General features: G+C 71.1%; 24 protein-coding genes. 14 read left to right on the forward strand and 10 right to left on the reverse strand.

The window, feature by feature from the left end; translation table 11 throughout:
* Nucleotides 1–235: 235 nt before the first annotated feature.
* The 5 genes from AB0M82_RS18500 to AB0M82_RS18520 all read right to left on the reverse strand — a co-directional run bounded on the left by AB0M82_RS18500 (nt 236) and on the right by AB0M82_RS18520 (nt 4,468).
* Nucleotides 236–973: an SDR family oxidoreductase gene (locus AB0M82_RS18500; RefSeq protein ID WP_364722982.1), complete on the reverse strand. Its 738-nt coding sequence runs from the start codon at nt 971–973 to the stop codon at nt 236–238.
* 98 nt (nt 974–1,071) lie between these two features.
* Nucleotides 1,072–1,932, reverse strand: a complete 861-nt coding sequence (locus tag AB0M82_RS18505; protein WP_364722984.1) for an amino acid ABC transporter permease — start codon at nt 1,930–1,932, stop codon at nt 1,072–1,074.
* The gene (locus AB0M82_RS18510; RefSeq protein WP_364722986.1) at nt 1,929–2,576 is read right to left on the reverse strand and encodes an amino acid ABC transporter permease; all 648 of its coding nucleotides are present in this window, start codon (nt 2,574–2,576) and stop codon (nt 1,929–1,931) included. The genes AB0M82_RS18505 and AB0M82_RS18510 overlap by 4 nt, the downstream gene beginning before the upstream one ends.
* Before the next feature lie 181 nt (nt 2,577–2,757).
* Nucleotides 2,758–3,684, reverse strand: coding sequence for a glutamate ABC transporter substrate-binding protein (locus AB0M82_RS18515; protein WP_364722988.1), 927 nt, complete (start codon nt 3,682–3,684; stop codon nt 2,758–2,760).
* 55 nt (nt 3,685–3,739) lie between these two features.
* Nucleotides 3,740–4,468, reverse strand: a complete 729-nt coding sequence (locus AB0M82_RS18520; RefSeq protein WP_364723262.1) for an amino acid ABC transporter ATP-binding protein — start codon at nt 4,466–4,468, stop codon at nt 3,740–3,742.
* Nucleotides 4,469–4,773: 305 nt separating this feature from the next.
* On the opposite strand from AB0M82_RS18520, the gene AB0M82_RS18525 reads away from it, so the two are divergent.
* Together AB0M82_RS18525 and AB0M82_RS18530 are read left to right on the forward strand one after the other, a co-directional pair.
* The gene (locus tag AB0M82_RS18525) at nt 4,774–5,448 is read left to right on the forward strand and encodes a response regulator transcription factor (RefSeq protein ID WP_364723264.1); all 675 of its coding nucleotides are present in this window, start codon (nt 4,774–4,776) and stop codon (nt 5,446–5,448) included.
* Nucleotides 5,449–5,453: 5 nt separating this feature from the next.
* Nucleotides 5,454–6,851, forward strand: a complete 1,398-nt coding sequence (locus AB0M82_RS18530; protein ID WP_364722990.1) for a HAMP domain-containing sensor histidine kinase — start codon at nt 5,454–5,456, stop codon at nt 6,849–6,851.
* On the opposite strand, the gene AB0M82_RS18535 is transcribed toward AB0M82_RS18530, so the two are convergent.
* Nucleotides 6,848–7,774: a TAXI family TRAP transporter solute-binding subunit gene (locus tag AB0M82_RS18535; RefSeq protein ID WP_364722991.1), complete on the reverse strand. Its 927-nt coding sequence runs from the start codon at nt 7,772–7,774 to the stop codon at nt 6,848–6,850. The two genes, AB0M82_RS18530 and AB0M82_RS18535, sit on opposite strands and share 4 nt — an antisense overlap.
* Nucleotides 7,775–8,172: 398 nt before the next feature.
* On the opposite strand from AB0M82_RS18535, the gene AB0M82_RS18540 reads away from it, so the two are divergent.
* From AB0M82_RS18540 to AB0M82_RS18560, 5 genes are all read left to right on the forward strand, one after another.
* Nucleotides 8,173–8,706, forward strand: a complete 534-nt coding sequence (locus tag AB0M82_RS18540; protein ID WP_364722993.1) for a sigma-70 family RNA polymerase sigma factor — start codon at nt 8,173–8,175, stop codon at nt 8,704–8,706.
* Nucleotides 8,707–8,750: 44 nt separating this feature from the next.
* Complete coding sequence (locus tag AB0M82_RS18545; protein WP_364722995.1) at nt 8,751–10,064, forward strand: ABC transporter substrate-binding protein; 1,314 nt, start codon at nt 8,751–8,753, stop codon at nt 10,062–10,064.
* 37 nt (nt 10,065–10,101) lie between these two features.
* Nucleotides 10,102–10,788 carry a hypothetical protein gene (locus AB0M82_RS18550; protein WP_364722997.1) on the forward strand — a complete coding sequence of 229 codons (687 nt, stop codon included), beginning with the start codon at nt 10,102–10,104 and terminating at the stop codon, nt 10,786–10,788.
* 135 nt (nt 10,789–10,923) lie between these two features.
* Nucleotides 10,924–12,417, forward strand: coding sequence for a tRNA (N6-isopentenyl adenosine(37)-C2)-methylthiotransferase MiaB (gene miaB / locus AB0M82_RS18555; RefSeq protein ID WP_364722999.1), 1,494 nt, complete (start codon nt 10,924–10,926; stop codon nt 12,415–12,417).
* Complete coding sequence (locus AB0M82_RS18560) at nt 12,414–12,887, forward strand: hypothetical protein (RefSeq protein ID WP_364723000.1); 474 nt, start codon at nt 12,414–12,416, stop codon at nt 12,885–12,887. The genes miaB and AB0M82_RS18560 overlap by 4 nt, the downstream gene beginning before the upstream one ends.
* Before the next feature lie 111 nt (nt 12,888–12,998).
* On the opposite strand, the gene AB0M82_RS18565 is transcribed toward AB0M82_RS18560, so the two are convergent.
* Entirely contained in the window at nt 12,999–14,312 is a 1,314-nt protein-coding gene (locus tag AB0M82_RS18565; protein WP_364723002.1) for a DUF349 domain-containing protein, read from the reverse strand.
* 216 nt (nt 14,313–14,528) lie between these two features.
* On the opposite strand from AB0M82_RS18565, the gene miaA reads away from it, so the two are divergent.
* Nucleotides 14,529–15,455, forward strand: a complete 927-nt coding sequence (miaA, locus tag AB0M82_RS18570; RefSeq protein ID WP_364723004.1) for a tRNA (adenosine(37)-N6)-dimethylallyltransferase MiaA — start codon at nt 14,529–14,531, stop codon at nt 15,453–15,455.
* Nucleotides 15,456–15,465: 10 nt separating this feature from the next.
* Nucleotides 15,466–16,293: a diaminopimelate epimerase gene (gene dapF / locus AB0M82_RS18575; RefSeq protein WP_364723006.1), complete on the forward strand. Its 828-nt coding sequence runs from the start codon at nt 15,466–15,468 to the stop codon at nt 16,291–16,293.
* 69 nt (nt 16,294–16,362) lie between these two features.
* Here dapF and valS read toward each other — a convergent pair whose 3' ends face one another.
* Both valS and AB0M82_RS18585 read right to left on the reverse strand, forming a co-directional pair.
* The gene (gene valS / locus AB0M82_RS18580) at nt 16,363–18,894 is read right to left on the reverse strand and encodes a valine--tRNA ligase (RefSeq protein WP_364723008.1); all 2,532 of its coding nucleotides are present in this window, start codon (nt 18,892–18,894) and stop codon (nt 16,363–16,365) included.
* Nucleotides 18,895–18,903: 9 nt separating this feature from the next.
* Nucleotides 18,904–20,157, reverse strand: coding sequence for an MFS transporter (locus tag AB0M82_RS18585; protein WP_364723010.1), 1,254 nt, complete (start codon nt 20,155–20,157; stop codon nt 18,904–18,906).
* Nucleotides 20,158–20,219: 62 nt separating this feature from the next.
* On the opposite strand from AB0M82_RS18585, the gene AB0M82_RS18590 reads away from it, so the two are divergent.
* From AB0M82_RS18590 to AB0M82_RS18600, 3 genes are read left to right on the forward strand one after another with little or no spacing between them, the layout of a single operon-like run.
* On the forward strand, nt 20,220–20,723 hold the full coding sequence (locus AB0M82_RS18590; protein ID WP_364723012.1) for a winged helix-turn-helix domain-containing protein: 504 nt from the start codon (nt 20,220–20,222) through the stop codon (nt 20,721–20,723).
* 42 nt (nt 20,724–20,765) lie between these two features.
* On the forward strand, nt 20,766–22,199 hold the full coding sequence (gene hflX, locus AB0M82_RS18595; RefSeq protein ID WP_364723014.1) for a GTPase HflX: 1,434 nt from the start codon (nt 20,766–20,768) through the stop codon (nt 22,197–22,199).
* Nucleotides 22,200–22,250: 51 nt separating this feature from the next.
* On the forward strand, nt 22,251–23,270 hold the full coding sequence (locus AB0M82_RS18600) for an esterase-like activity of phytase family protein (protein WP_364723016.1): 1,020 nt from the start codon (nt 22,251–22,253) through the stop codon (nt 23,268–23,270).
* 257 nt (nt 23,271–23,527) lie between these two features.
* On the opposite strand, the gene lexA is transcribed toward AB0M82_RS18600, so the two are convergent.
* Nucleotides 23,528–24,187: a transcriptional repressor LexA gene (lexA, locus tag AB0M82_RS18605; RefSeq protein ID WP_364723017.1), complete on the reverse strand. Its 660-nt coding sequence runs from the start codon at nt 24,185–24,187 to the stop codon at nt 23,528–23,530.
* A gap of 361 nt (nt 24,188–24,548) precedes the next feature.
* Here lexA and AB0M82_RS18610 point away from each other — a divergent pair, with 361 nt between their 5' ends.
* Both AB0M82_RS18610 and nrdR read left to right on the forward strand, forming a co-directional pair.
* Nucleotides 24,549–25,022: a LysM peptidoglycan-binding domain-containing protein gene (locus tag AB0M82_RS18610; protein ID WP_364723019.1), complete on the forward strand. Its 474-nt coding sequence runs from the start codon at nt 24,549–24,551 to the stop codon at nt 25,020–25,022.
* Nucleotides 25,023–25,324: 302 nt separating this feature from the next.
* Entirely contained in the window at nt 25,325–25,819 is a 495-nt protein-coding gene (gene nrdR, locus AB0M82_RS18615) for a transcriptional regulator NrdR (RefSeq protein WP_364723021.1), read from the forward strand.
* Nucleotides 25,820–25,834 lie beyond the last annotated feature (15 nt).

Here is a 25,834-nt window from a genome sequence, read left to right on the forward strand (position 1 = left end):
ATCTCGGACTTGATCTTCGCAAATCCAGTCCTACCAGGGACCCCACGCCTCACTTCAGCACCAACACACCCCACAGCCCTACTGAGAAAACCTCATTGGGTGCGTGGAATCAGTCCTGCGGCGCGGAGCGCCTCCGTTGAGGGCGGTGGTGGGGGCATGGGAGGAGCAACCAACGCCACATTGGGGCGCTTGAGCCGGGCCGTCGAAAGCCTGGGCGAGGCTGCCCGAGCGCGGATCAGCCGAGCGCGCGGCCGCCGTCGACCAGCAGCCGCTGACCGGTGACGAAGCCCGCATCCTCCGACGCGAAGAAGCTCACCGCCGCCGCGACGTCCTCGGGGGTGCCCAGCCGGCCCACCGGCACCCCCGCCAGGTAGGCCTCGCGCTCGGCTTCGGGGACGTCCGCGTGCCGCTCCACCGGGACGAACCCGGGCGCGACCGTGTTGACCGTGATGCCGTCCGGCGCGAGTTCGCGCGCCCAGGCGCGGGCCAGGCCGATCTGCGCGCTCTTGGCCGTCGCGTAGGCGGAGCGTCCGGGTGGCGGGCGGTCCGCGACCTCCGAGTCGACGTGCACGATCCGGCCGTACCCGCGGGCCCGCATCCCGGGCAGCACCGCGTGCCCGAGCAGCACCGGGGATCGCACGAAGTAGTCCAGCTGGGCCAGGTGCTCCGGCCAGTCCACTTGGGACACCGGCGCGTCGGGTCGCGGGCCGGTGGCGTTGAGCACCAGCACCCCGATCGGGCCGAGCAGCGTGGTGACGGCGTCGACGAGGTCGCCGACCTGACGCCGGTCGGTGACGTCCGCGGCGAAGGCGCCCGCCCGGCCGCCTTCCGCGAGGATGCCCTCCGTCGCGGTCTTGAGATCGTCGTCGTCGTGGCGGCCGTTGACGGCGACGGCGAACCCGTCGCGGGCCAGCCGCCGGGCGATCACCCGCCCGAGGCCCCGTGAGCTGCCGGTCACCAGTGCGACACCCATGGGTCCGACGCTACGGAACACGCGCGATCACGACAAGAGCACGACCGGGCACGACGAAGCCCCCGGGAGCGAAGTCCCGGGGGCCTCGAAGGCGGTGATCAGGCGGAGGCGGCCACGACGTCCTCGGCCGCGGCGGGCGGCCCCGTCACGACCTTCTTGTTGCGCCGGTTGCGACGTTCCAGGTACGTCGCCAGCGCCGCCAGCAGCAGGCACATCACGACGTAGATGGCGGTCGCCACGATCGTCGACGGCACGATCGGCCGCCCGAACGTGCCCTGCGAGCCGATGTAGCGGGCGTAGTACAGCAGCTCCTGGAACGTGATGATGAAGCCGAGCGCGGTGTCCTTGAGCAGCACGACGAGCTGGCTGATGATCGTCGGCAGCATCGCCCGGACCGCCTGCGGCAGCAGGACCAGGAACATCACCTGCGTCTTGCGCATGCCGAGGGCATACGCGGCTTCGCTCTGGCCCTTCGGCAGCGACTGGATGCCCGCGCGGAAGACCTCCGCGAGCACCGAGCCGTTGTACAGCGTCAGGCCGAGCACCACGCCGAGGAACGGCGACGTCGGCACGCCGGCGGTCGGCAGGCCGAAGTAGAACAGGAACATCAGGATCAGCGCGGGGATGGCGCGGAAGAACTCCACGACGAACCCGGCGATCCGGCGGATCCACGCGTGGTCGGACAGCCGGCCGGCCGCGAAGATCGCGCCGAAGATCAGGGCCAGCACGGCCGCCGCGGCGAAGGCCTGGAGGGTCTGGAGCACCGCGTTGGCCAGGTCCTCCTGGACCTGCGTGTACTGCAGCCATTCCCACTTGCGCGCGGTGAACTGGCCGCTGTCGTAGAAGCGCCATCCGATGTAGCCGACGAACGCGAGGACCACGAGGGTGCCGACGACCGCATACGTCCGGTACCGCAGCCGGGCCTTCGGGCCGGGGACGTCGAACAGAACGTTACTCATCGGGCCACGCTCCAGCGCTTCTCCAGGCTGCGTTGGGCGAACGACAGCACGGCGACCAGGATGATGAAGCCGAGGGCGACCCACAGGAGGCCGACCAGCTGGTTCTCACCGCGTTCGGACAGGTACGAGCGGATCGCGCCGGCCTCGGCGACGGAGAAACCGGCGGCGATCGTGGTGTTCTTCAGCAGCGCGATCAACGTGCTGATCAGCGGCGGCACGACCGACCGCAGCGCCTGCGGCAGCACGACCTGGCCGATGATCTGGGCGAACGTCAGCCCCAGCGCCCGCCCCGCCTCGGCCTGGCCCACCGGCACGGTGTTGATGCCCGAGCGCACGACCTCGCAGATGAACGCCGAGGTGTACACGGTCAGCGCGGTCACGGCGGCCGGGAAGTAGTCCAGCTTGACGATGTCGAGCAGCGGGTACGCGAACACGAAGAACGCGAAAACCAGGGTGAGCGGGGTGTTCCGGGCGATCGTCACGTACGCCGTGCCGACGGCGCGGAAGACGGGGACCGGGCTCACCCGCAGCATGGCCAGGATCGTGCCCCAGATCAGGCTGCCGACGGCCGAGAGCAGGAACAGTTCGATCGTGGTGAGGAAGAAGGGACCGAACAGGTCCAGGTTGTTGAGCAGGACGTCCATGGAGCCTTCCCGCGTCCGTGTTTATGTGGGTTTGTTGGGGAGCCAGAGGATGGATGTGGGAAGGCCGGTGAACCGGGAAACCCGATCCACCGGCCCCGGTGTCACCAAGCCGGCCAAAAGCGTTGCCGCGAAGCCATTCGGCCGTGACTGTGGCCGGCTTGGTGACGGTTGGCGCAGTGTGTCAGTACTTCTCGAGGGTCGGCGCCTTGGCGTCCGATCCCGACTTGCCGAGGGTGGCGTCGTAGATCTTCTTCCAGGTGCCGTCGTCCAGCGCCTTCTGCAGGATCTCGTTGATCTTGTCGCGCAGGACCTTGTCGTCCTTGTTCAGGCCGATGCCGTACTTCTCGGTCGAGAACGTCTTGCCGACGACCTTCAGGTTGTCCGGGTCCTGGGACGCGAAGCCCTTCAGGATCGCGTCGTCGGTCGTGACCGCGTCGACGTCCTTCGACAGCAGCTTCTCGACGCACTGTGAGTACTTCTGGAACTCGACGATGTTGCCCGGCTCGGTCAGGTTCTCCGAGCGGACCTTCTGGATCGGGGTCGAGCCGGTGACCGAGCAGACCTTCTTGCCCTTGAGGGTCTCCTTGCCGGTGATCGACGTGTCGTCCTTGCGCACCAGGAGGTCCTGGCCGGCGACGAAGTACGGCCCGGCGAAGGACACCAGCGCCTTGCGCTTGTCGGTGATCGAGTAGGTGCCGACGTAGTAGTTCACGTCGCCGTTCGCGATCGTCTGCTCGCGGGCGCCGGAGTCGACGGTGCGGAAGGTGATCTTCTCCGGGTCGAAGCCGAGGCCGGCCGAGACGAGCTTGGCGATCTCGACGTCGAAGCCGCCGAACTTGCCGGTCGTCGGGTCCTTCTGGCCGAGGCCGGGCTGGTCGTCCTTCGCGCCGACGGTCAGCGCCTGCGCCGCCTTCATCTTGGCGAACACCGGGGAGCCCTGCAGGTCGACCCCGGTCGCGACCGGGTAGGTCGGCAGTGCCGCCGCGTTCGTGCCGTTCTGGCCGCCCGTGCCCGGCGTGGTCGGCGTGCCTTCCTTGCCGCAGGCGGTGAGCGTGGTCAGTGTCAGACCACCGACGAGCAGTCCCACCGCGAGGGTGCGGATCCTCATGTGAATCTCTCCTGTGTGTCGTCACCCGCGACGCGAACGGCGCCGCGGAACGTTGTCAGTGGGTCAAGATCTTGCCCAGGAAGTCCTTGGCGCGCTCGCTCTTGGGCGCGGTGAAGAACTCTTCGGGCGTGGTGTCCTCGACGATCTCGCCGTCGGCCATGAAGATCACCCGATTGGCTGCCCGGCGGGCGAAGCCCATCTCGTGGGTGACGACCAGCATCGTCATGCCGTCCTTGGCGAGGCCCGTCATCACGTCCAGGACCTCCTGGACCATCTCCGGGTCCAGCGCCGAGGTCGGCTCGTCGAACAGCATGACCTTGGGCCGCATCGCCAGCGCCCGCGCGATGGCGACGCGCTGCTGCTGGCCGCCCGACAACTGCGCCGGGTACTTGTCGGCCTGGTTGGCGATGCCGACGCGCTCGAGCAGCTCCATCGCGGTCTTGCGGGCTTCCGCCTGGCCGAGCTTGCGGACCTTGACCGGCGCGAGCATGACGTTCTCGACGATCGTCTTGTGCGCGAACAGGTTGAACGACTGGAACACCATGCCGACGTCGGCCCGGAGCGCGGCCAGCGCCTTGCCCTCGGCCGGCAGCGGGACGCCGTCGACGGCGATTTCACCCGAATTGATCGGCTCGAGGCGGTTGATGGCCCGGCACAGGGTCGACTTGCCCGACCCCGACGGACCCAGCACCACGACGACCTGGCCGCGAGGCACCTCGAGCGTGATCTCCCTGAGTACGTGCAGGTCGCCGAAGTACTTGTTCACGGCGGACGCCTTGATCATCGGCGCCGCCACCTCCGCGGTCATCTGGCCTCCAGTGTCGTTCGTTCCGGCAAACAGAGCATGGGTCATCACGCGATGGGCGAGAACCTACCGTTGGTCTAGCGGCTGGCAAGGCCGCTTGAGCAATACTTAGGGTTTCAACTGAGTATCGATGTCCCTTTCGGGCAGTATCGTCCGCGCCGCCGCGGGCGTCGAGTTCAACTCACGGAGAGTGACCGTCCGGGTGGCCGGTGCGGGCCTCGCCCGGAGGTCCTAGAGTTCGTCGCTACCGGCCGGTGAAGCAGGTCACCATGGGAGGCGGACGGGTGCGGGTGCTGCTGGTGGAGGACGACGACCGGGTCGCGGGCGCGCTCATCCCGGCGCTGACCCGCCGCGGCCTGGCGATCGCCCGGCTGGCCACCGGCGCCGGGGTGCTCGATCGCGTGCACGAGGTCGACGTCATCCTGCTCGACCTCGGGCTGCCGGACATCGACGGCGTGACGCTGTGCCGCCAGATCCGCGCGGTCAGTGACGTCGCGATCATCGTCGTGTCGGCGCGCGGCGAGGTCGACGACCGGATCCAGGGCCTGCGCGCGGGCGCCGACGACTACCTGGTCAAGCCCTACGACGTCGAGGAGCTGCTCGCCCGGGTCGAGGCGGTGCGCCGCCGCCGCGGGGAGCACACCACCACCGAGCCGGTGGTGATCCGCGTCGGCGACGTCAGCGTCGACCTGTCCCGGCACGAGGTGCTGGTCGACGGGCACGCGGTCGCGTTGTCCCGCAAGGAGTTCCAGGTGCTCGCGCTGGTGGCGGGCGCGCGCGGCGCGGTGTGCTCGCGCGAGCACGTGCTCACCGAGGTGTGGGGCCACCGCGGCCCGGCGGAGAGCCGCTCGCTGGACGTCCACGTCGCCACGCTGCGGACGAAGCTGGGCCGCCCGGCGCTGATCGAGACGGTCCGCGGGGTCGGGTACCGGCTCGGCGGCCAGGTCGCCCGGAGCTGAGGAGCGTGCGCGTCCGGCTGCAGGGCATCGTGCTGACGCTGGTCGCGTTGCTGGTGTTCGGCCTGGGCATCCCGCTGGCGACCTCGATCGCCGCCGGCGCGCAGCAGGACCTGTTCCTCGACCGGCTGACCGACACCGCCCGCTTCGCGTCGCTGGCGCAGCGTCCGCTGCTGGACAACAAACCGACGCTGCTCGAGCCCGACCTGCTCCGCTACACCGAGGTGTACGGCGTCCAGGTGGTGGTCTTCAACCAGGACGGCAAAGCGGTCGTCACCTCCCCCGGCCCGAACGGCGCGCGCATCGACCTGCGCGCCGAGCGAATCATCGGGCCGGCCCACGAGGCGCTCGCCGGCCGCCGGTCCCAGCCCGCCGGCGTGCTGATGCCGTGGGATTCGACGCCGCTGGTGCTCGCCGAACCGGTGCTCACCGACGGCGAGGTGCGCGGCGCGGTGCTCACCGTGTCCGACACCGGCGCCGAGCGCGCCGACGTGCTGTGGTGGTGGCTGCTGCTCGCCGCGGGCGGGATCCTCGCCTTCACGGTCGCGCTGGCCGTGGCGATCCCGGTGGTCCGGTGGATCCTGCGGCCGGTGCGGCGGCTCGACGACGCGACCGGCGCGCTGGTGGCGTCGGTGATCGGCGGCCGGGAGGCCGAGCCGGTGGGGGAGGGCGGCGGGCCGCCGGAACTGCGTCAGCTCGGCCGGTCCTTCGACCGGATGGCCGCCAGCGTGTCCGGCGCGCTGGCCGCGCAGCGTGCGTTCGTCGCGGACGCCTCGCACCAGCTGCGCAACCCGCTGACCGCGCTGAAGATCCGGCTCGGCAACCTCGAAGGTCACGTCGACGACGAGCCGGCCGCCGCCGACCTCGAGGCCGCGCGGGTCGACGCGGGACGGCTGCACCAGATCCTCGACGGCCTGCTTTCGATGGCCCGCGCCGAGGCGTCCGGCGGCGAGCTGGACCCGGTGGTGCTCGACGAGGTCGTCGCCGAGCGGGTCGCCGACTGGACGGTGGTCGGCGAGGCGCGTGACGTCCGCCTGGTGGTCGAGGCGGCGGGGGAGAGCGCGCGCGTGCGCATGCCGCCGCGCGGCGCCGAGACGATCCTGGACGCGCTGCTCGACAACGCGTTGAAGTTCACCGCGGCCGGCACCGAGATCCGGGTCGCCGTCGAACGCGACGACGACCGGGTGCGCCTGTCCGTGCGCGACCACGGGCCGGGGCTGCGGCCCGACGAGCTCGACCGCGCCCGGGACCGGTTCTGGCGCAGCCCGGCCCACCAGAACGTGCCCGGCTCGGGGCTGGGCCTGGCGATCGTCAGCGAGCTCGTCGCGCACTCCGACGGCGAGCTGGAGCTCGACCTGCCCGACGGCGGCGGCCTGCGGATCACGATGACGTTCCCGGCGGCCTAGGTCTTCTGGGCCCGGTAGTAGCGGAGCGCGCCCGGGTGCAGCGGGATCGGCTGGGTCTCGATGCCCGGGTGAACGTCGATCGACAGCGCCGCCGGGTTGGCCAAGGCGAGCTGCGGCCGGGCGTCGAACAGGCCGCGGACCAGCGCCTCGGCGACGTCGTCGCTCATCTCCCGGCGCACCACCAGGAAGTTCGGCACCACCAGCGTCGTCACCGGCACGAGCTGGTCGTAGGTGCTCGCCGGGATGGTCGCGGTGCCGTAGACCTGGCTGATCGCCTGCATCTTCGGCATCAGCTCGGCGATGTCGAGCAGCCGCAGCGAGTGCTCGCGGTTGTGGTCCGCTATCAACGGCGTCGGCAGGCCACCGGACCAGAAGAACGCGTCGACGTCGCCGTGCAGCAGCGCGACGATGGAGTTGTCGAGGCCGCGCGCGCTTGTACTGACCGAGTCTTTCAGGCCGGCCACGCGCAGCAGCTGGTCGGCGATGAACTCGACGCCGGAGGACGGCGACCCGATGGCGATCCGGCGGCCGCGCAGCTGCGCCACCGAATGGATGTCGGAGCCGGCGCGGACCACGATGTGCAGGTAGTCGTCGTGGATCCGCGCGAGCGCGGCGAGGCTGTGGTTGGTCTGGTACCGCTCGGCCGCGACATCGGCGGCGACGAAGGCGACGTCGGCCTGCCCGGCGAGCACCTTGTCGACGTTGGCGGGCGAGCCCTCGGTCTGCAGCACCTGCGGCCGCTCGATGCCCAGGCCCGCCTGCCAGGCGGTGGCGAGTGTCTGGGCGAGCCTGTCGTAGACCCCGCCGGGATTGCCGGCGGCGATCCGCAGCCGGACGTCGCCGAGGCCGGCGGTGCAGGCGGTGAGCGCCAGCAGCAGGGCGGCCGCCACCGCGAGTCCACGCGTCCGCCGGGGCCCGGTCACGAACCCGATCGTGCCAGATCCGGCGGCCTGCGTGCGCGGCGAAGCCTTCTTCACCGCGTCCCCGCGGTGACCGGCACGACGCGCTTTGCCGCGGTGGCGGGGCTCGGCGGCCCAGCCTCGCTCGCGAAGGCGGCGACCAGTTGACAAATTCCGGACAAATACGTGCGGCTTGATTTGTGCATCACTGTGTCACCTGGCCTTGTTCGACGAAGTATGCGTCCAATCAGGTGACGTTTGTCGTGCCGGCTTGATCACCACGTCTTCTCTGGCATGAGCGCAAGCGCAGACGACCAGGTATCGCCTACGAGGCGTGGTCCTTGGCGTCCTGCCCCTCTTCCGTGGCAATTCCGGACCGTTCTTTGCCGCCGTGGCCAGCGGCTCATCGAAGGCGAGTAAGCGTGACCAGTTACTGGGAACCAGTATCCGACGACCCATGCGGGGCGGATTTCGCCGACCTCTTTTCCCGTGTCGGTCCGCAGGTCAGGAGATTTGCCAGGGCCCGGACTCGCCGGATGGATCCGGAAGACGTCGTCACCGAAACGGTCCTGCGGCTCAAGGAGTACCTGGACGGCGGGTCCGACGGCGAACCGGTGAACCTGGTTCCGCTGGCCCTCCGCATCGCTCGCAACCTCATCGTGGACCATTCGCGGGTTCGCGGGCATGAGGTGTTGCTCCCGGTGGAAGACCTGATCGCCGTCAGAACTCTCCGTGAGGAGGACTTCGCGGACCAAAGTGCCGAGATCATCGACGCTTTCGACGCGCTTCGCGCCCTGCCTGACGAATTGCAGGAGATCATGACGCTGGTGTGCCTGAACGAGTGCTCGCTTTTCGAGGCCGCGCGCATTCTGGGTATCGGTGTCCGGACCGCGCAACGTCGTTACCAGAAGGGCAGGGAAAGACTGTGGCGCACCCTCAGGCCGCGCGACAGCTGACGACGAGGGATGGGACGAGGACAATGGGAGAGGGAGCGGGGAGAATGGTTTTTCGATGGTTGGGCCGTCGGGCCGTCGAGATCGACGATGTCGAGCTCGACCGGCGCCTGGCGGATCTTCGCCGCGCGCTGAGCTGCGCACCTCCGGGACGAGGCGGCATCGGGCCGGACGACGCCGCCGGCCGGCGGCCCGGCCACCCGGGTGCGAGCCTCGTCGCCATCGCCGGCACCTGCGCCGGTGATGACTCCGCGGCCGACGCCGCGGGACCGGACGCGGACCCGGTGGCGCTGCAGGTGGTGGCGTCGCGGCAGGCGGCCGGCCGTCGCGGCGGCGCCGCGCATGTCCGCGCGCTGACCGCGGCACCGCCACTCCACCGGCTGCCGGCCGCCGCGGTCGTGCTGGTCGTGCTGGCGGTCCTGTCGGCCATCGCGGGCGGGTTCTACTGGTATCGCGGGGCTGGGCAACCGGCGGAGCCGCCGCCGCTCACGCCGCCGGTCAAGGTTCGGGTGGGGGTGCTGCCCCTGGTCGACGTCGCGGCGTTCTACCGATCCGTCGACCAGGGCTACTTCCGGAAGGTGGGTCTCGACGTCCAGGTGGTCACCGTGGCGAGTGGTCCGGAAGCCATCCGGGGTCTCGAGACGGGCGTACTCGACGTCGCGTTCAGCAGCTATCCGGGGATGTTCCTGGCGCAGGCGACCCGTGCGGCCGACCTGAAGATCATCGCACCGGCGTACATCGCGAAGCCGGGGCACCTGATGCTCGTCGGTACGCCGGACCGCACCTTCACGAAGCCGGAACAGTCCGCGCACAAGCGGATCGCGGTCACCGCCCGGGGATCGATCTCGGACCTGCTCGCGATCTCGGGGTTGCGGCGGGTTGGCGGAGATCCGTCCACGGTCACCTGGGTCCCGATGGACATGAGGGCGATGGTGCCGGCGATGCAGCGTGGTGAGATCGACGGTGCCGTCGTCGCCGAGCCGTTCGTCACGACGGCCGGCGAAGCCGGCGCGGTCCAGCTCGTCGATCTCGGGCTCGATCTGAACTTCGAGATCTCCATGTCCGGTTGGGTGGTACCTGCCCGGTCCCTCGCCGCTCGGCCCGCGGTGGTCGAGGCCTTCCAGCGAGCCCTCACCCGGGGGGTCACCGATGTCCAGGACCGCGACGTCCGCGAACGGATTTTCCAGCAGTACCTCGGCATCGACGCCGAAACGGCGCGTGAGGTCCGGGTCGGCAGCTACCCCGCGCACCTGGATCTCGGCGACCTCCAGCGCGTCGCCGGGCTGATGGTGGAGCAGAAGATGCTGGCCGGACCGCTGGATGTGACGCCGATGCTCCTGCCCCCGGGGTCGGGCTCCTGACCGATGACGATCATTGTGCCGACCAGGAGGACAATCGATGGCGAAGACAGGCTGGCCCGCCACCCCATGGAGCGCCCAGCAGTGGTTGCGACGGCTGAGGCCGCAAGCGGACGCCCTGCACTACACCATCCTGGCGGTCGATGTGGAGGGCTTCAGCGCCCCCGGACGGACCAACCTGCATCGGCTGGTCGTCCGCTCCGCGCTGTACCAGGCGGTCGAGGACGCCCTGGCCGCGTCGGGCGTCCGGTGGCGTGGCTGCCATCGGACCGACCTGGGCGACGGGGTGCTGGTCCTGGTGCCGGGAACGTGTCCGAAGGCCGCCCTTGGCGAACGAGTTCCGCGGGTGCTCGCGAAACACCTGTCCGCGCACAATGGTGCGCACCGGTCCGAGGAACGGTTCCGGCTGCGGGTGGCGCTGCACGCCGGGGAGATCACTCGCGATACGCACGGTTTCACCGGATCGGCGATCCTCCACGCGTTCCGCCTCCTCGAATCCCGTGCCGTCAGGGACGCGTTGTCGGCTTCCGGCGGAGACGTCGCCGTAATCGCTTCGAGCTGGTTCTACGACGAGGTCATCCGGCACAGTCCGGTCACCGACCCCGGGAGTTACGTGCCCGTGGTCGTCACCGTGAAGGAGACCACAGCAGGCGCCTGGATCCACCTTCCGGCGAGGCGGGCGCCGGTGGCCGTCGTGGCGAAGGGCGCCGACCGCGAGTTCGGATAGCCGGCCGGCCGGGTCTCGACGGTGGTGCCGGTCCGGTCGCGACGAGCCGGCTGCGTCCGGCGGGAGCCGTCCAGGACGGCGGAGCCGGGAGGGGACACCGAGACGCAGGTGGGGGCGGGTCTACCCTGGTAGCCGATGACCGAGAACCAGGCACCCAGGGCGTACCAGATCCGCACCTTCGGCTGCCAGATGAACGTGCACGACTCGGAGCGGCTCGCCGGGCAGCTCGAGGAGGCCGGGTACGTCCCGGTGAGCGCCGGCGCCAAGCCCGACCTGATCGTGTTCAACACCTGCGCGGTCCGGGAGAACGCGGACAACAAGCTTTACGGCACCCTCGGGCACCTGCGCCCGGACAAGGTCGCGAACCCGGACCTGCAGATCGCCGTCGGGGGCTGTCTCGCCCAGAAGGACCGCGGGGAGATCGTCAAGCGCGCTCCGTGGGTGGACGTCGTGTTCGGGACGCACAACCTCGGGTCGCTGCCGACGCTGCTCGAGCGCGCCCGGCACAACGCCGAGGCCGAGGTCGAGATCCTCGAATCCCTCGAGACCTTCCCCTCGACGCTGCCCGCGCGCCGCGAATCGTCCTATGCGAGCTGGGTGTCCGTCTCGGTCGGGTGCAACAACACCTGCACCTTCTGCATCGTCCCCGCCCTGCGTGGCAAGGAACGCGACCGGCGGCCCGGCGAGATCCTCGCCGAGGTCGAGGCGCTCGTGGCCGAGGGTGTGCTCGAGGTGACCCTGCTCGGCCAGAACGTGAACTCCTACGGCGTCGAGTTCGGCGACCGGCTGGCCTTCGGCAAGCTGCTGCGGGCGACCGGCGGGATCAGCGGCCTGGAGCGCGTGCGCTTCACCTCGCCGCACCCGGCCGCGTTCACCTCCGACGTCATCGACGCCATGGCCGAGACGCCGAACGTCTGCCACCAGCTGCACATGCCGCTGCAGTCCGGGTCGGACCGCGTGCTGCGCGAGATGAAGCGGTCCTACCGCTCGGCGCGCTACCTGAAGATCCTCGACGAGGTCCGCGCGGCGATGCCGGACGCGGCGATCACCACCGACATCATCGTCGGCTTCCCCGGCGAGACCGAGGCGGACTTCCAGGCGACCCTGGACGTCGTCGCGCAGGCCCGCTTCTCCAGCGCGTTCACCTTCCAGTACTCGAAGCGCCCGGGCACGCCGGCCGCGACGATGGACGGCCAGCTGCCCAAGGAGATCGTGCAGGAGCGCTACGAACGCCTGGTCGAGCTGCAGAACGCGATCTCGTGGGAAGAGAACAAGAAGATCGTCGGCCGCCGGGTGGAACTGCTCGTCGCCTCGGGGGAGGGCCGCAAGGACGCCGAGACGCACCGGATGAGCGGCCGCGCCCGCGACGGACGGCTCGTGCACTTCACGCCGGCCGGCCCGGCGCTCGACCGGGCGGTCCGCCCGGGTGACGTCGTCGAGACGGTCGTCACCTACAGCGCGCCGCACCACCTGGTGGCCGACGGCGACCTGCTGACGCACCGGCGGACGCGGGCCGGCGACAACGCGGAGGCCGGGCTGCGGCCGAAGACGAGCGGCGTCACGCTGGGCCTGCCGGGCTTCGGTGCCCCGGCCGCCCGGCCGGAGCCGGTGAGTGGGTGTGCGTTGTGACCGAGCCGAGTGGCAACGGTGAGCTGGCCGAGCTGGCCGCCGAGATCGACGAGGTGGGCGAGCGCGCCTCCCGCACGGTGGAGCTGGGCCGCCGCGGGTTCACCATCGCCGTGTTCACGTTCGTGCTGCTGATCTGCCTGATCCTGCCGTGGGTCGGCGACCACGTGGGCTGGCAGGTCCTGGCCGGCGAAGGCGGCGGCATCCCGCAACTGTTCGCGGCGACGTCGACCGGCGTCGGCATCCTCGCGTCGGCGCTGGCGCTGGTGACGCGGCGGTGGTGGCTGGCCTGGGTGTGCGCCGCCGGCGGCTGGTTCGCTTCGGTGGACGGGCTGCTGGCCATCTGGTCGCAGCAGTCGTCGCACGCCAGCGGTGCCGCGGGCAGCGGACCCGGGTTCGGCCTGATCATCGCCTGGATCGCGACGATCTGCCTCGCCGTCCAGTGGATGCGGACGGCGTTCTCGCGCTCCTAGCGTCGCGCGTCCGAGGGTCGTTGACAGGGGCCCGGGGTTGCGTCTGACGCACCGAACGCCACCTTGGGGACTCAGCGTCCCCAAGGTGGCCGTCACGGACTTGAAGCGACCTCAGCGGTCGGCGACGGCCGCCTCAGCGGCCTCCAGCCACTCGCGCCACTGGGCGGCCTGCTCGTCGGCCTTCTTCGCGCGACGCTCGTCGCCCGCGGCGCGCGCCTTGGCTGCCTGGGATTCGAACTGCTCGACGCGCTCGCGGAACTGCGCGACCCGGGCCTGCGCCTCCGGGTCGGTGCGCCGCCAGCGGCTGTCCTCGGCCGACTTGACCGCGTCCTGGACCGCCTTCAGCCTGCTGTCGAGCTCGCGGATGCGCTCACGCGGGACCTTGCCGATCTCGTCCCACTGCTCCTGGATCCGGCGCAGCGCGTTCTTCGCCGCCTCGAAGTTCGCCGCCGCGTCGATCTTCTCGGCTTCGATCAGCAGCTCCTCCTTGCGCGCGGCGTTCGTGGCGAACTCGGCGTCACGCTCGGAGAACACCGCGGACCGGCGGGCGAAGAACTTGTCCTGCGCCGCGCGGAACCGCTGCCACAGCGCTTCGTCGCTGTCCTTCGGCGCGCGGCCGGCGGCCTTCCACTCGGTCATCAGGTCCTTGTAGCGGCCAGCGGTGTCGCCCCACTCGTCGGACTCGCTGATCGCCTCGGCCTCGGCGATGAGCTCTTCCTTGCGCTGCTTGGCCGCGGCGCGCTGCTTGTCGAGTTCGGCGAAGTGCGAGCCCCGACGGCGGTTGAACCCCTCGCGGGCCTTCGAGAACCGCTTCCACAGTTCGTCGTCGGTCTTGCGGTCGACGCCCTTGACCGTCTTCCACTCGTCGAGGATCGCGCGTAGCCGGTCACCCGCCGCCTTCCACTGCGTGGAGTCGGCGGCGATCTTCTCGGCCTCCTCGGCCAGCTCCTGCTTCCGGGCGATCGCGGCCGCGCGGGCCTCCTCGCGCTCCTGCTTCGCGCTGGCCAGCGCCTTCTCGGCGTGCGCGATGACGTACTCCAGCCGCGCGGCGAGCGCGGCCAGGTCGCCGACCAGGGCGGCCTCGGCGAGCCCGTCCCGGATCTGGGTGGCGCTCGACAGCGCGTGCTTCGGGTCGCCGGCCCCGGAGATCAGCCGGGTCTCCAGCAGCTCGACCTCGGTGCGCACGTCGTCGAAGCGGCGGGCGTAGTGCACGAGGCCCTCGTCGGGGGTGCCTGCCTGCCAGACGCCGACGGCGCGTTCACCCTCGGCGGTGATGACGTAGACGGTCCCCTCTTCGTCGATCCGGCCCCAGGTGGACGGGGTGGGCTCGGCGGGCGGCACGGGCGGGGCGGCGTGCCCGGCGTGCAGCGCGTGCGGCACCGGGTGCGGGGCCGGGGTACCGGTGGAAGTGTTCTCCTGGGCCATCGCAGGCTCCTTATCGCCTGTACGCCCGCTCGCGCGGGCGCCCCGCCGTCGGCGGGGCCGGGTAATGCGGTCGTCACGGGCCGTGCTCGGATGCTACGGCCCCACGCGGCATTCAAGCAGCTCAGCGCGCACCGTGGTACCGGATGGGCCATCCGAAGCTCGTGATCCTACTTCCGGTGGACGCTCCGTGTCGGCTCGCCGGTATCGTCAGCCGCCGTGACCAGCCCCGTCGTCCCGCCCGAACGCCGTCCGGTCGCGGTGGTCGGGCCGACGGCCACCGGCAAGACCGCGCTGGCCGTGGACCTGGCCCTCGCCATCGGCGGAGAGGTCGTCAACGCCGACGCGCTGCAGCTCTACCGGGGGATGGACATCGGCACCGCCAAGGCCACCGCGGACGAGCGTCGCGGCGTCCCGCACCACCTGCTCGACGTGCTGGAGGTGACCGAGACGGCGTCCGTCGCCGCCTACCAGCGCGCCGCACGGGCCGAGATCGAGCGGCTGCTGGCCGACGGCCGGGTGCCGGTGCTGACCGGCGGCTCCGGCCTCTACGTCCAGGCGGTGCTCGACGACCTGCGGTTCCCGGGCACCGACCCGGCGGTGCGGGCCCGGCTGGACGCGGAGGCCGCGGAGCTGGGCACGCCGGCGCTCTACACCCGGCTGGGGGAACGCGACCCGGCCGCGGCGGCGGCGATCCTGCCGACCAACACCCGGCGGATCGTGCGCGCCCTCGAGGTCATCGAGATCACCGGCGAGCCGTTTTCGGCGAACCTGCCGAAGCCGGGCCCGGCCCGCTACGGCACGGTCCTGGTCGGCGTCGACCGGGAGCCCGCGGAGCTCGACGAGCGCGTCGACGAGCGCGTCCGGCGGATGTTCGCCGCGGGGCTGGTCGACGAGGTCCGCGGGCTGCTGGCGCGGGGCCTGCGCGAGGGCAGGACGGCGTCGCAGGCGCTCGGCTACCAGCAGGTGCTCGCCGAGCTGGACGGCGAGGGCGACTTCGAGGCGGCCGCCGCGGCGACGGCGCAGGCGACGCGGCGCTTCGTCCGGCGGCAACGGTCGTGGTTCCGGCGCGACAAGCGGATCCACTGGTTCGACGGCGCCGATCCCGGGCTGGCCGCACGCGTCCTGGATACCCTGGGCCGGTAACCTTGCCGCTATGGGCGGAATCGAGTTCCTCAAGGGGCACGGCACACAGAACGACTTCGTGCTGCTCCCCGACGCGACAGGCCGCCTCGAGCTGACCGAGACGAGGGTCGCCGCGCTGTGCGACCGCCGCCGCGGGCTGGGGGCCGACGGCGTGCTGCGCGTCGTCCGCGCCGCCGCCCTCGGGGTGCCCTCGGATGGCGAATGGTTCATGGACTACCGCAACGCCGACGGGTCGATCGCGGAGATGTGCGGCAACGGTGTCCGCGTTTTCGCCCGCCACCTCGTCGACTCCGGCCTCGCCACCGAGGGCGAGTTCGTCATCGGCACCCGCGCCGGCGACCGCCCGGTGGTGGTGCACCCGGATCGTTCGGTGACCGTCCACATGGGACCGGCGACGATCACCGGCGCCTCGGTCACGGTGGTGGCCGGCCGGCCGTTCTCCGGCGTGGCGGTCGACGTCGGCAACCCGCATCTGGTGTCGCTGCTCGACGACGACGTCGCGGGGCTCGACCTGCGCGACCAGCCGGACTTCGACCACGACCTCTTCCCGCACGGGGTGAACCTCGAGTTCGTCAACCGGCTCGGCGAGGGCGCGCTGCGGATGCGCGTGCACGAGCGCGGCGTCGGCGAGACCCGCGCCTGTGGCACCGGCACGGTCGCCGCGGTGGCGGCGGCGTTCCACCTCGCGGGCACCGACACCGGCGTGTCCACTGTGGACCTCCCGGGCGGCCGGGTCGAGGTGACGGTGTCCCGCGGCGCTTCCACGCTCTCGGGTCCCGCGGAGATCGTGGCGCGCGGCGAGATCGACGAAGCCTGGTGGGCCGCCGCCGGTTCCTGACGTGCCAAGGCCGTGAATGTCGCATTGAGGGACTCAGAGTCCCTCAATGCGACATTCACGGACTTCTGGTCAGGTCGAGGTGCCGACCCGGGCGTCGAGGGCGAAGTCGCCGTCGCGGGTGGTGATGTGCAGGATCGCCCCGGCGACGCGGATGTCCGGCTCGATCTGGGCGAAGCGGGCCAGCACGTCGGCCGGGCCGGTCACCGACAACGAGTCCACCGCCGATCGCATCGAGACCTTCGCGTCCGTCTTCGCCCGGCGCACCGCCGCGATCACCTCACCCGCCAGCGTCAGCAGCTCCGGGTCACCGTCCGAAGCCTCGACCGCGGGCCACGACGCCCGGTGCACCGACCCCTCCCGCCACCACGACCAGACCTCATCGGTCGCGAACGGCAGGAACGGCGCGAACAGCCGCAGCACCGCCGACAACGCCGTCACCAGCGCCGCCTGCGCCGAGGAAGCCGCCTCCTCGCCGAGGTCGCCGTACGCCCGGCCCTTCACCAACTCGACGTAGTCGTCGCAGAATGTCCAGAAGAACGTCTCCGTCACCTGCAGCGCCCGCGCGTAGTCCAGGGCTTCCAACGCCGCCGTCGCCTGGGAAACGACGGCGGACAGCGACGCCAGCACGGCCCGGTCCAGCGGCTCGGCCGCGACCGCGTCCGGTGAGGGCACGCCGAGGCCGAGCACGAACCGGCTGGCGTTGAGCAGCTTCGTCGCCAGCCGCCGCCCGACCTTCATCTGGCCTTCGTCCACCGCGGTGTCGACGCCGGGCCGCGCGCTCGCCGCCCAGTAGCGCACCGCGTCCGAGCCGTGCCGCTCCAGCAGGTCCACCGGCGTCGTCGCGTTGCCCTTGGACTTCGACATCTTCTTGCGGTCGGGGTCGAGCACCCAGCCCGCGATCGACGTCTCCCGCCACGGCAGCACGCCGTGCTCCAGCTCCGCGCGCACCGCCGTCGAGAACAGCCACGTGCGGATGATCTCGTGCGCCTGCGGGCGCAGGTCCATCGGGAAGACGCGCGAGAACAGGTCGTCGTCGACACTCCAGCGGCCGACGATCTGCGGCGTGAGCGACGACGTCGCCCACGTGTCCATCACGTCGGCCTCGGCGACGAAGCCGCCCGGCACGCCGCGCTGGTCCTCGGCGAACCCGGGCGGGACGTCGCTGCTCGGGTCGACCGGCAAGGCGGCGTCGTCCGGCAGCAGCCGCTCGTCGTAGTCCGGCTCACCACGGGAATCGAGCCGGTACCACACCGGGATCGGCACCCCGAAGAACCGCTGACGGCTGATCAGCCAGTCGCCGGCGAGGTTCTCCACCCACGACGAATACCGGACGCGCATGTGCTTCGGCACCCAGTTCAGCTCTTCGCCGCGGGCGAGCATCTTCTCCCGGAAGGAGGCGTCGTTCCCGCCGTTGCGCAGGTACCACTGCCGGCTGGCGACGATCTCCAGCGGCTTGTCGCCCTTCTCGTAGAACTTCACCGAGTGCGTGATCGGCCGCGGCTCGCCCCGCAGCGCCCCGGCTTCGCCCAGCCGGCGGACCATGATCTCGCGTCCCGTGTGGACGGTCTTGCCCACCAACGACGCGTACGCGTCCGCGGGCACGCCGTGTGGCGCCTCGGGCAGGAACCGGCCGTCCCGGCCCAGCACCACCCGCGTGGCCAGCCGCAGCTCGCGCCACCACGTGACGTCCGTCGTGTCGCCGAAGGTGCACACCATCGCGATGCCGCGGCCCTTCTCCGGATCCGCCAGGTGGTGCGCCATCACGGGGACCTCGACGCCGAACACCGGCGTCCGGACGGACGTCCCGAAGAGCGGCTTGAACCGCTCGTCGTCCGGGTGCGCCACCAGCGCGACGCACGCGGGCAGCAGCTCCGGCCGGGTCGTCGCGATCACGACGTCCGAGCCGTCCGCCGCGGTGAACGCGAGGTCGTGGAAGGCGCCCGGGCGTTCGCGGTCTTCGAGTTCCGCCTGCGCCACCGCTGTCCGGAAGCTGACGTCCCAGAGCGTCGGCGCCTCGGCCTGGTACGCCTCGCCGCGGGCGAGGTTGCGCAGGAACGCGCGCTGCGAGATCAGCCGCGACTCGCGCCCGATCGTCTGGTAGGTCATCGTCCAGTCGACCGAAAGCCCGAGCCGCCGCCACAGCTGCTCGAAGACCTGCTCGTCGGTTGCGGTCAGCGTTTCGCACAGCTCGACGAAGTTCCGCCGCGACACCGCGACGACGTCCTTGCCCGGCTTCTCCGGCGGCCGGAATTCCGGGTCGTAGGGCAGTGAAGGCTCGCAGCGGACGCCGAAGTGGTTCTGCACGCGGCGTTCCGTCGGCAGGCCGTTGTCGTCCCACCCCATCGGGTAGAACACCTCGAGCCCGCGCATCCGCTTGAACCGCGCGAGCACGTCGGTGTGGGTGTAGGAGAAGACGTGCCCGATGTGCAGCGACCCGCTGACCGTCGGCGGCGGGGTGTCGATCGAGTAGATCTCGTCCCGGTTCTTGCCGCGGTCGAAGCGGTAGGCACCCGTGGATTCCCATACGGGTACCCACTTGGCCTCCAGACCGTCGACACCGACCTTGTCCGGGACTCGTGGGCGCTCGTGTGGGGTACTCATGCGGCAACTCTAGGGGGCCGGAGAACCGGTTTTCGCCTCGGTCGGCAGGTCGCGCATGTGCCGCAAGGGCGAGCACACGGCCCACAGGACCGCGGCGGCCTCGCCGGCGACGGCGACCCACATCGCGCCGCGCAGCCCGAGTCCTTCGCCGAGCGCGCCACCGAGCAGACCGCCGAACGGGATGGTGCCCCAGACGACGAAGCGCACGCTCGCGTTCATCCGGCCGAGCAGCCGGTCCGGGCAGATCGCCTGCCGGTACGAAACCTGCGCGATGTTGTAGACGATGATCCCGAACCCGCTGGCGACGAGCCCGAACCCGGAGAGCCCGAGCCGCCAGTCCGGCGCGGCGAGCGGGACCAGCAGGTGGCCGGGCGCGGTGACCAGCGGGACCAGCCAGATCGCGCGGGACTGGCCGACGCGGCGGGTGACCGCGCCCGAGCAGACCGCGCCGAGGATGCCGCCGGCGCCGCCGACCGCCATGAGCGCGCCCACCGCGGCCGGCGGCAGCCCGACGGTCCGCGTCAGGAACAGCACGTACACGGCGATGAACGCGCCGTTGAAGAAGTTCGCCGTCGCCGTCGTGCCCACGATCGCCCGCAACGGCTTGTCGGAGAAGACGAACCGCAGACCCTCGGCGATCTGCGGGAGCAGCCGGGCATGGCCGTCGCGCTGCGGCACGGGTTCCTCCGCGCGGATCCGCAGCAGGCACAGCGCCGAGGTGAGGAAGCCGAGGCCGGTGACCAGCACGGTGTTCGCCGCGGTCACCAGCTGGACCAGCACGCCGGCCGCGCCCGGCCCGGCGATCTGCGCGGTCGACTGGACGGCCTGCAGCTTGGCGTTGCCCTCGAGGAGGTGCTCCCGGCCGACGAGCGAGGGCAGGTACGACTGGTAGGCGATGTCGAAGAACACGGTCGCGATGCCGACGAACAACACGACGACGAGCAGCTGGGCGAACGTCAGCACCCCCGCCCACCAGGCGACCGGCACGCTCAGCAGCAGCGCCGCCCGCGTGAAGTCGGCGGTGAGCATCACGCGGCGGCGGCGCAGCCGGTCCACCCACACTCCGGCGGGCAGCCCGATCAGCACGAAGGCGAGCGTCTCGGCCGCGGTGAGCAGGCCCATCTCGAACGGCGTCGCGGCCAGCGTGACGGCGGCGAGCAGCGGGACGGCGGTGTTGCCGACGAACACGCCGAACTGGCTGGCCGTGTCGCCGGCGAAGAGCCGTCTGAAGTCGGCGTGGCGGAAGAGTGACCCCCTGGACATGACCCGAGTCTGACGCGAGTGATTGGAAAGTGTCAATCACTGTTCGCTCTAAGCTGTCCCGCGTGCTCCCCGCGAAACGACGTGCCGCGACCGAAGCCGAGGCTGCCGCGCTGGCCTCCGGAATACGGCTGCGCATCATCCGGTTGACCTTCTCGGAGGCGCTGACGAACAAGGAGCTGGCCGAAAGGCTGGGCCGAGACCCGGCGACGACGCTGCACCACGTGCGCAAACTCGTCGAGACCGGCTTCCTCGCCGCGCAGCCCCCGCGCCGCGGGACCAGGGGCGCGAAGGAAATTCCGTATCTTTCGACCGGGCTTTCCTGGACACTCGACTCATGCGGTGACAAGGACGTGGAGCAGGCGGTGCTCGAGGCCTATCTGGCCGAGATCGCCGAAACCGGATTCGAGGGCGTGCGCCAGTCGCGCCTGGTCGTCCAGGTGGACCCCGAGGAGCGGGCGGAGCTGGAAACGCGGCTCAACGCCCTGCTCGAGGAGTTCCGCGCACGCCCCCGCCGTCCCGGCGCCGAGCGCACCGCGGTCTACCTCGCCACTTATCCCAGCACGTAAAAGTTCGGTTCCTGCGGCGAATCGTGGGAACATGGAGGCACGATGACAGAACTGACACACACCGAAGACCACGACGGCGACCTGTCGACAGGCGAGATGGAGCTCGAGGACCGGGCGTCGCTCCGCCGGGTCAGGGGACTGTCCACGGAGCTGGACGACGTCACCGAGGTCGAGTACCGGCAACTGCGGCTCGAGCGCGTCGTGCTGGTCGGCGTGTGGACCGAGGGCACGGCCCTGCAGTCCGAGGCGTCGCTGGCCGAGCTGGCGCGCCTGGCCGAGACGGCGGGCTCGGAAGTCCTCGAAGGGCTCATCCAGCGGCGGACCAAGCCGGACCCGGCCACCTACATCGGCTCGGGCAAGGTGCGGGAGCTGCGCGACATCGTCTCCTCCACCGGCGCCGACACCGTGATCTGCGACGGCGAGCTCTCGCCGGGCCAGCTGCGGCAGCTCGAGGAGAAGGTCAAGGTCAAGGTCATCGACCGGACCGCGCTGATCCTCGACATCTTCGCCCAGCACGCCCGGTCGAAGGAGGGCAAGGCGCAGGTCGAGCTGGCCCAGCTGCAGTACCTGATCCCGCGGCTGCGCGGGTGGGGCGCGTCGCTGTCCCGGCAGGGCGGTGGCCGCGCCGGTGGCGCGAACGGCGGCGTCGGCCTGCGTGGTCCCGGTGAGACCAAGCTCGAGACCGACCGGCGGCGGATCAACAAGCGCGTGGCGAAGCTGCGCCGGGAGATCGCCGCCATGGACACGATCCGCGAGACCAAGCGCGGGCGGCGGCTGGCCAACGAGGTGCCCAGCGTGGCGATCGTCGGCTACACCAACGCCGGCAAGTCGAGCCTGCTCAACGCGCTGACCGGGGCCGGGGTGCTGGTGGAGGACGCGCTGTTCGCCACCCTCGACCCGACCACGCGGCGCGCGCAGACCGCGGACGGCCGCGGCTACACGCTGACCGACACCGTCGGGTTCGTGCGGCACCTGCCGCACCAGCTGGTGGACGCGTTCCGTTCGACGCTGGAAGAGGCCGCCGACGCGGACCTGCTGGTGCACGTCGTGGACGGGTCCGACCCGGCGCCGGAGGAGCAGGTCAGCGCCGTGCACGAGGTGCTCGGCGAGATCACGCGCAAGCGCAAGGAGCCGCTCCCGCCGGAGCTGCTGGTGATCAACAAGACCGACGCGTCCGACGAGGTCACCCTCGCCCGGCTGCGGCACGCGCTGGCCGGCTCGGTGCCGGTGTCCGCGCGCACCGGGGCGGGCATCGCCGAGCTCGTCGAGGTGATCGCCGAACGCCTGCCGCGGCCGGAGGTCACGGTCGACATCCTCGTGCCCTACGCGCGTGGCGAGCTGGTCTCGCGGGCGCACGCGGAGGGCGAGGTGCTCGAAGAGGAGCACGTCGAGGACGGCACGCGCCTGCTGGTGCGGGTCCGCCCGGACCTCGCCGCGGCTTTGCGCGAGTACGAGACCAACGCGACCAGGGCCTGAACGTCTCCGTAATGTGCGACCAGGTTGGTCGCACATTACGGAGGTGGCTGGGTGCGTTCGGTTGTCGCTATCGCGGCAGTTTCGTTGGCCGTGCTCGGCGGGCCGGTACCCGCGTCGGCGGCGGAGACGCCACAGCCCCTGTGCACGATGAAGGACTCCCGGATCGGCGAGCTGTCCGGCCTGGTGTCCGACGGCTCGCGGCTGTACGCGATCAACGACGGCGGCACCAAGGCCCAGGTGTTCGTGCTGGGGCGGGACTGCAAGGTGCAGAAGGTCCTCACCGACCGCACCGACCCGTTCGACGTCGAGGACCTGGCCCGCACGCCCGACGGGCGACTGTGGCTGTCCGACACCGGCGACAACGAGAAGGGCCGGCTGACCGTCGCCCTGCTGGAGATGAGCCCGCAGGGCCAGGTCACGCTGCACCGCCTCACCTACCCCGATGGCCAGCACGACACCGAAGCGCTGCTGATGGACAAGTCGGGCACGCCGTACCTGATCACCAAGGACATCCTCGGCGAGGCCAAGGTCTACCGGCCTTCGGGCCCGTTGGCGAGCCCCGGTCCGACGAACCTCGAGAAGGTCGGCTCGCTGAAGATCGAGACGACGGACACGCCGGGCGGCCCGGTCGGTTCGATCGGATCGGCGCTGGTCACCGGCGGCGCGTCGATGGCCGACGGCAGTGTCGTCGCGCTTCGGACCTACACCGACGCCTACGTCTACGCCGCGCCGGACGGCGACGTGGCGGCGGCGTTGCGGCGCACCCCGGTCCGGATCCCGTTGCCGGGGGAGAAGCAGGGCGAGGCGATCGCGTTCGACCCCGACGGAACACTGCTGTCCGGCGGCGAAGGCGTGGGCCAGCCCCTCCGCGCGGTGCGGGGCGCGGCCGCTCTGGCCGCGCAGTCCGGCGCACCGGCGGAGGGGAAGACCACGACCGGCACCGGCGCGTCGTCCGGCTCGGCGGGGGACGGGGCCGGGCTCCCCGTCCTGCCCGCCGCCGGGATCACGCTGGCGGTGATCGGGATCGGCTGGTTCGGCTTCAGCAGGCTGCGCCGCCGAAGCCGGAGCTGACTGGTGCAGGCGGGCTTGGCTCCCCACGGCCAAGACCACCAAGACCACCAAGATCACTCGATGCGGTGAATCTGGAACACCCACTCCGGCCGTGCGAAACCCCGGTGGTCAGGCGACCTGACCGCTCGAGGTGACCGAGGCGGGGGGTCCGGGGGCTTGCCCCCGGGCGGGGTCTGGGGGTTGCACCCCCAGAAGACACTTGTGACGAGCGGCCGTGGTCCGCGCTTTCCGCGGACACACCTCACCCATCCGACTCGTTACAACCGCCTGAGCACCGCCACGACCTTGCCGAGCACCGTCGCGTCGTCGCCGGGGATCGGCTCGTACGCCTCGTTGTGGGGCATCAGCCAGATGTGGCCGCCCTTGCGCTTGAACGTCTTGACCGTGGCTTCGCCGTCGATCATCGCCGCGACGATCTCGCCGTTGTCGGCGTCCGGCTGCTGCCGGACCACGACCCAGTCGCCGTCGGTGATGGCCGCGTCGATCATCGAGTCGCCGGTGACCTTCAGCAGGAACAGCTCACCCTCGCCGACGATCTCCCGCGGCAGCGGGAACACGTCCTCGATGGCCTGCTCGGCAAGCACCGGGCCACCGGCGGCGATCCGGCCGACCAGCGGCACGTACGCCGCCTTCGGCATGACCGGCTGCTGGTCCATCTCGATGCCCATGGGGTTGTCGTCGGTCGCCGCGAGCACCCCGACCGCGCGCGGCCGGTTCGCGTCCCGGCGCAGGTAGCCCTTGCGCTGCAGGGCACGCAGCTGGTGGGAGACCGACGACGTCGACGTCAGCCCCACCGCCTCGCCGATCTCGCGGACGCTCGGCGGGTAGCCGAACCGGCTCACCCAGGTGCGGATGACGTCGAGCACCTGCTGCTGGCGGACGGTGAGGGCGTCGTCCACTTCGTACACCTCGGGCATGGAGGTCACCTTGCCGGCGCCCCCGGGGGACCCACTGGTCCTGCCCGCCTTGTTCTCCTTCGCCACTGCGTCGCCTCCCAGACGTTCGCTGCACGTATCTGCGCGCCGGCCGCCGCCCGCCGGGTGCGGGCAGCCTCGCCGGGCGGCATCTGCCCGGCAGATGCCCTGGTCACCGACGTTAGCCCCCGGGCACGACGATTTCAAACATCTGTTCGATCGACACGCCGTGTCCGCTCGATTTTGTCGGTGGCAGGTGGTAGACCTTCGCACGGGCGTTCGATAGAACGCCTGTTCGATCTTGATCCGCCGGCCGGCCCCGGCCGCGGAATCGGGCGGACACCAGGGTTTCGAGGAGGTTCGGATGTCCATTCTGGCCGAACGCGGTCCGGCTCGCCCGGCGACCCCGCTCCCGGCGCCACCCCGTCCCGTCCGCGTGCTGCGCGGGCGCCGCGGTGAAGTGCGGCGCCCGCCGACGCGCGCGCGGGTCGTGGCGGGCCGCCGCCCGGCCGGCGCGCCCTGCGTGGCGCCCCGGCGGATGCCGGTGCGGTGGCCGTGGTTCGCCGCGCTCGCCGTCGCGAGCTGCCTCGTGGTCACTGGATCGGTTCTTTTCGCCGGCGGTGCCGCGGATGCTCCGGTGCCCGAGCGGACCGCGACGGTGTCGGTCGAGCAGGGCGACACCCTCGCCGCGCTGGCCACGCGATTCGCGCCGGACAGCGAACCTGGCGCGGTTGTTGCCCGGATCCTGGAGCTCAATCGCCTGGACCAGGCCGTGCTGGTCCCCGGGCTGCCGCTCACGGTCCCGGTCGCCGATCCCGCCGTCGTCTCCGCGCCCTGATGTCCCTCGCAGACCTTCCGGACGCGCTTCCCCGCCTTCTCGGGCGGGCCCGGCCGGCTTGCGCGCGCCCTCCGCGAGTTCTACGCTCGCCCGCTATATGTAGTAGTTACACCGCTGTAGTTGGTCCACAGGTTGGGGTAGACTGGGCAGCAGTTGTCCACAGCTGGCCGGCTCTTACCCACCGGATGTCCACAAGTCGATCACCAGGTGCAGGGGTGCCGGGTGCTCGCGGCGCGGCCACGCGTGGTGGCCGGGCGGACGTCGACCGGGGCGGCCGGCTCGGAGGGGAAGGTGATCGGCGGATGAGGTGCCCGTTCTGCCGGCATGCGGACTCTCGGGTCGTCGACTCCCGAGAGGTGGATGAAGGCCAGGCGATCCGCAGGCGGCGCTCGTGCGCGTCGTGCGGACGGCGGTTCACGACGTCGGAGACGATGGTGCTCGCCGTCGTCAAGCGCTCGGGCGTCACCGAACAGTTCAGCCGGGACAAGGTGGTGAGCGGCGTCCGCCGCGCCTGCCAGGGCAGGCCGGTCGACGACGACGCGCTGCAGCAGCTCGCGCAGCGCGTGGAGGAGTCGATCCGCTCCGCCGGGCTGGCGGAGATCCCGAGTCACGAGGTCGGTCTGGCCATCCTGGGCCCGCTGCGTGAGCTCGACGGGGTCGCCTACCTCCGGTTCGCCAGTGTCTACCGGTCCTTCTCGTCGGTCGAAGACTTCGAGAAGGAGATCGCCGATCTTCGTGAAGCCATGGCGGGTTCTGCTGCCCATGAGGAGAGCGATCAGCGCGACGACGGCGATTGACCGTCCCGCCGCGGG

This window comes from Amycolatopsis sp. NPDC051128, assembly GCF_040682715.1.
GTDB lineage: Bacteria > Actinomycetota > Actinomycetes > Mycobacteriales > Pseudonocardiaceae > Amycolatopsis.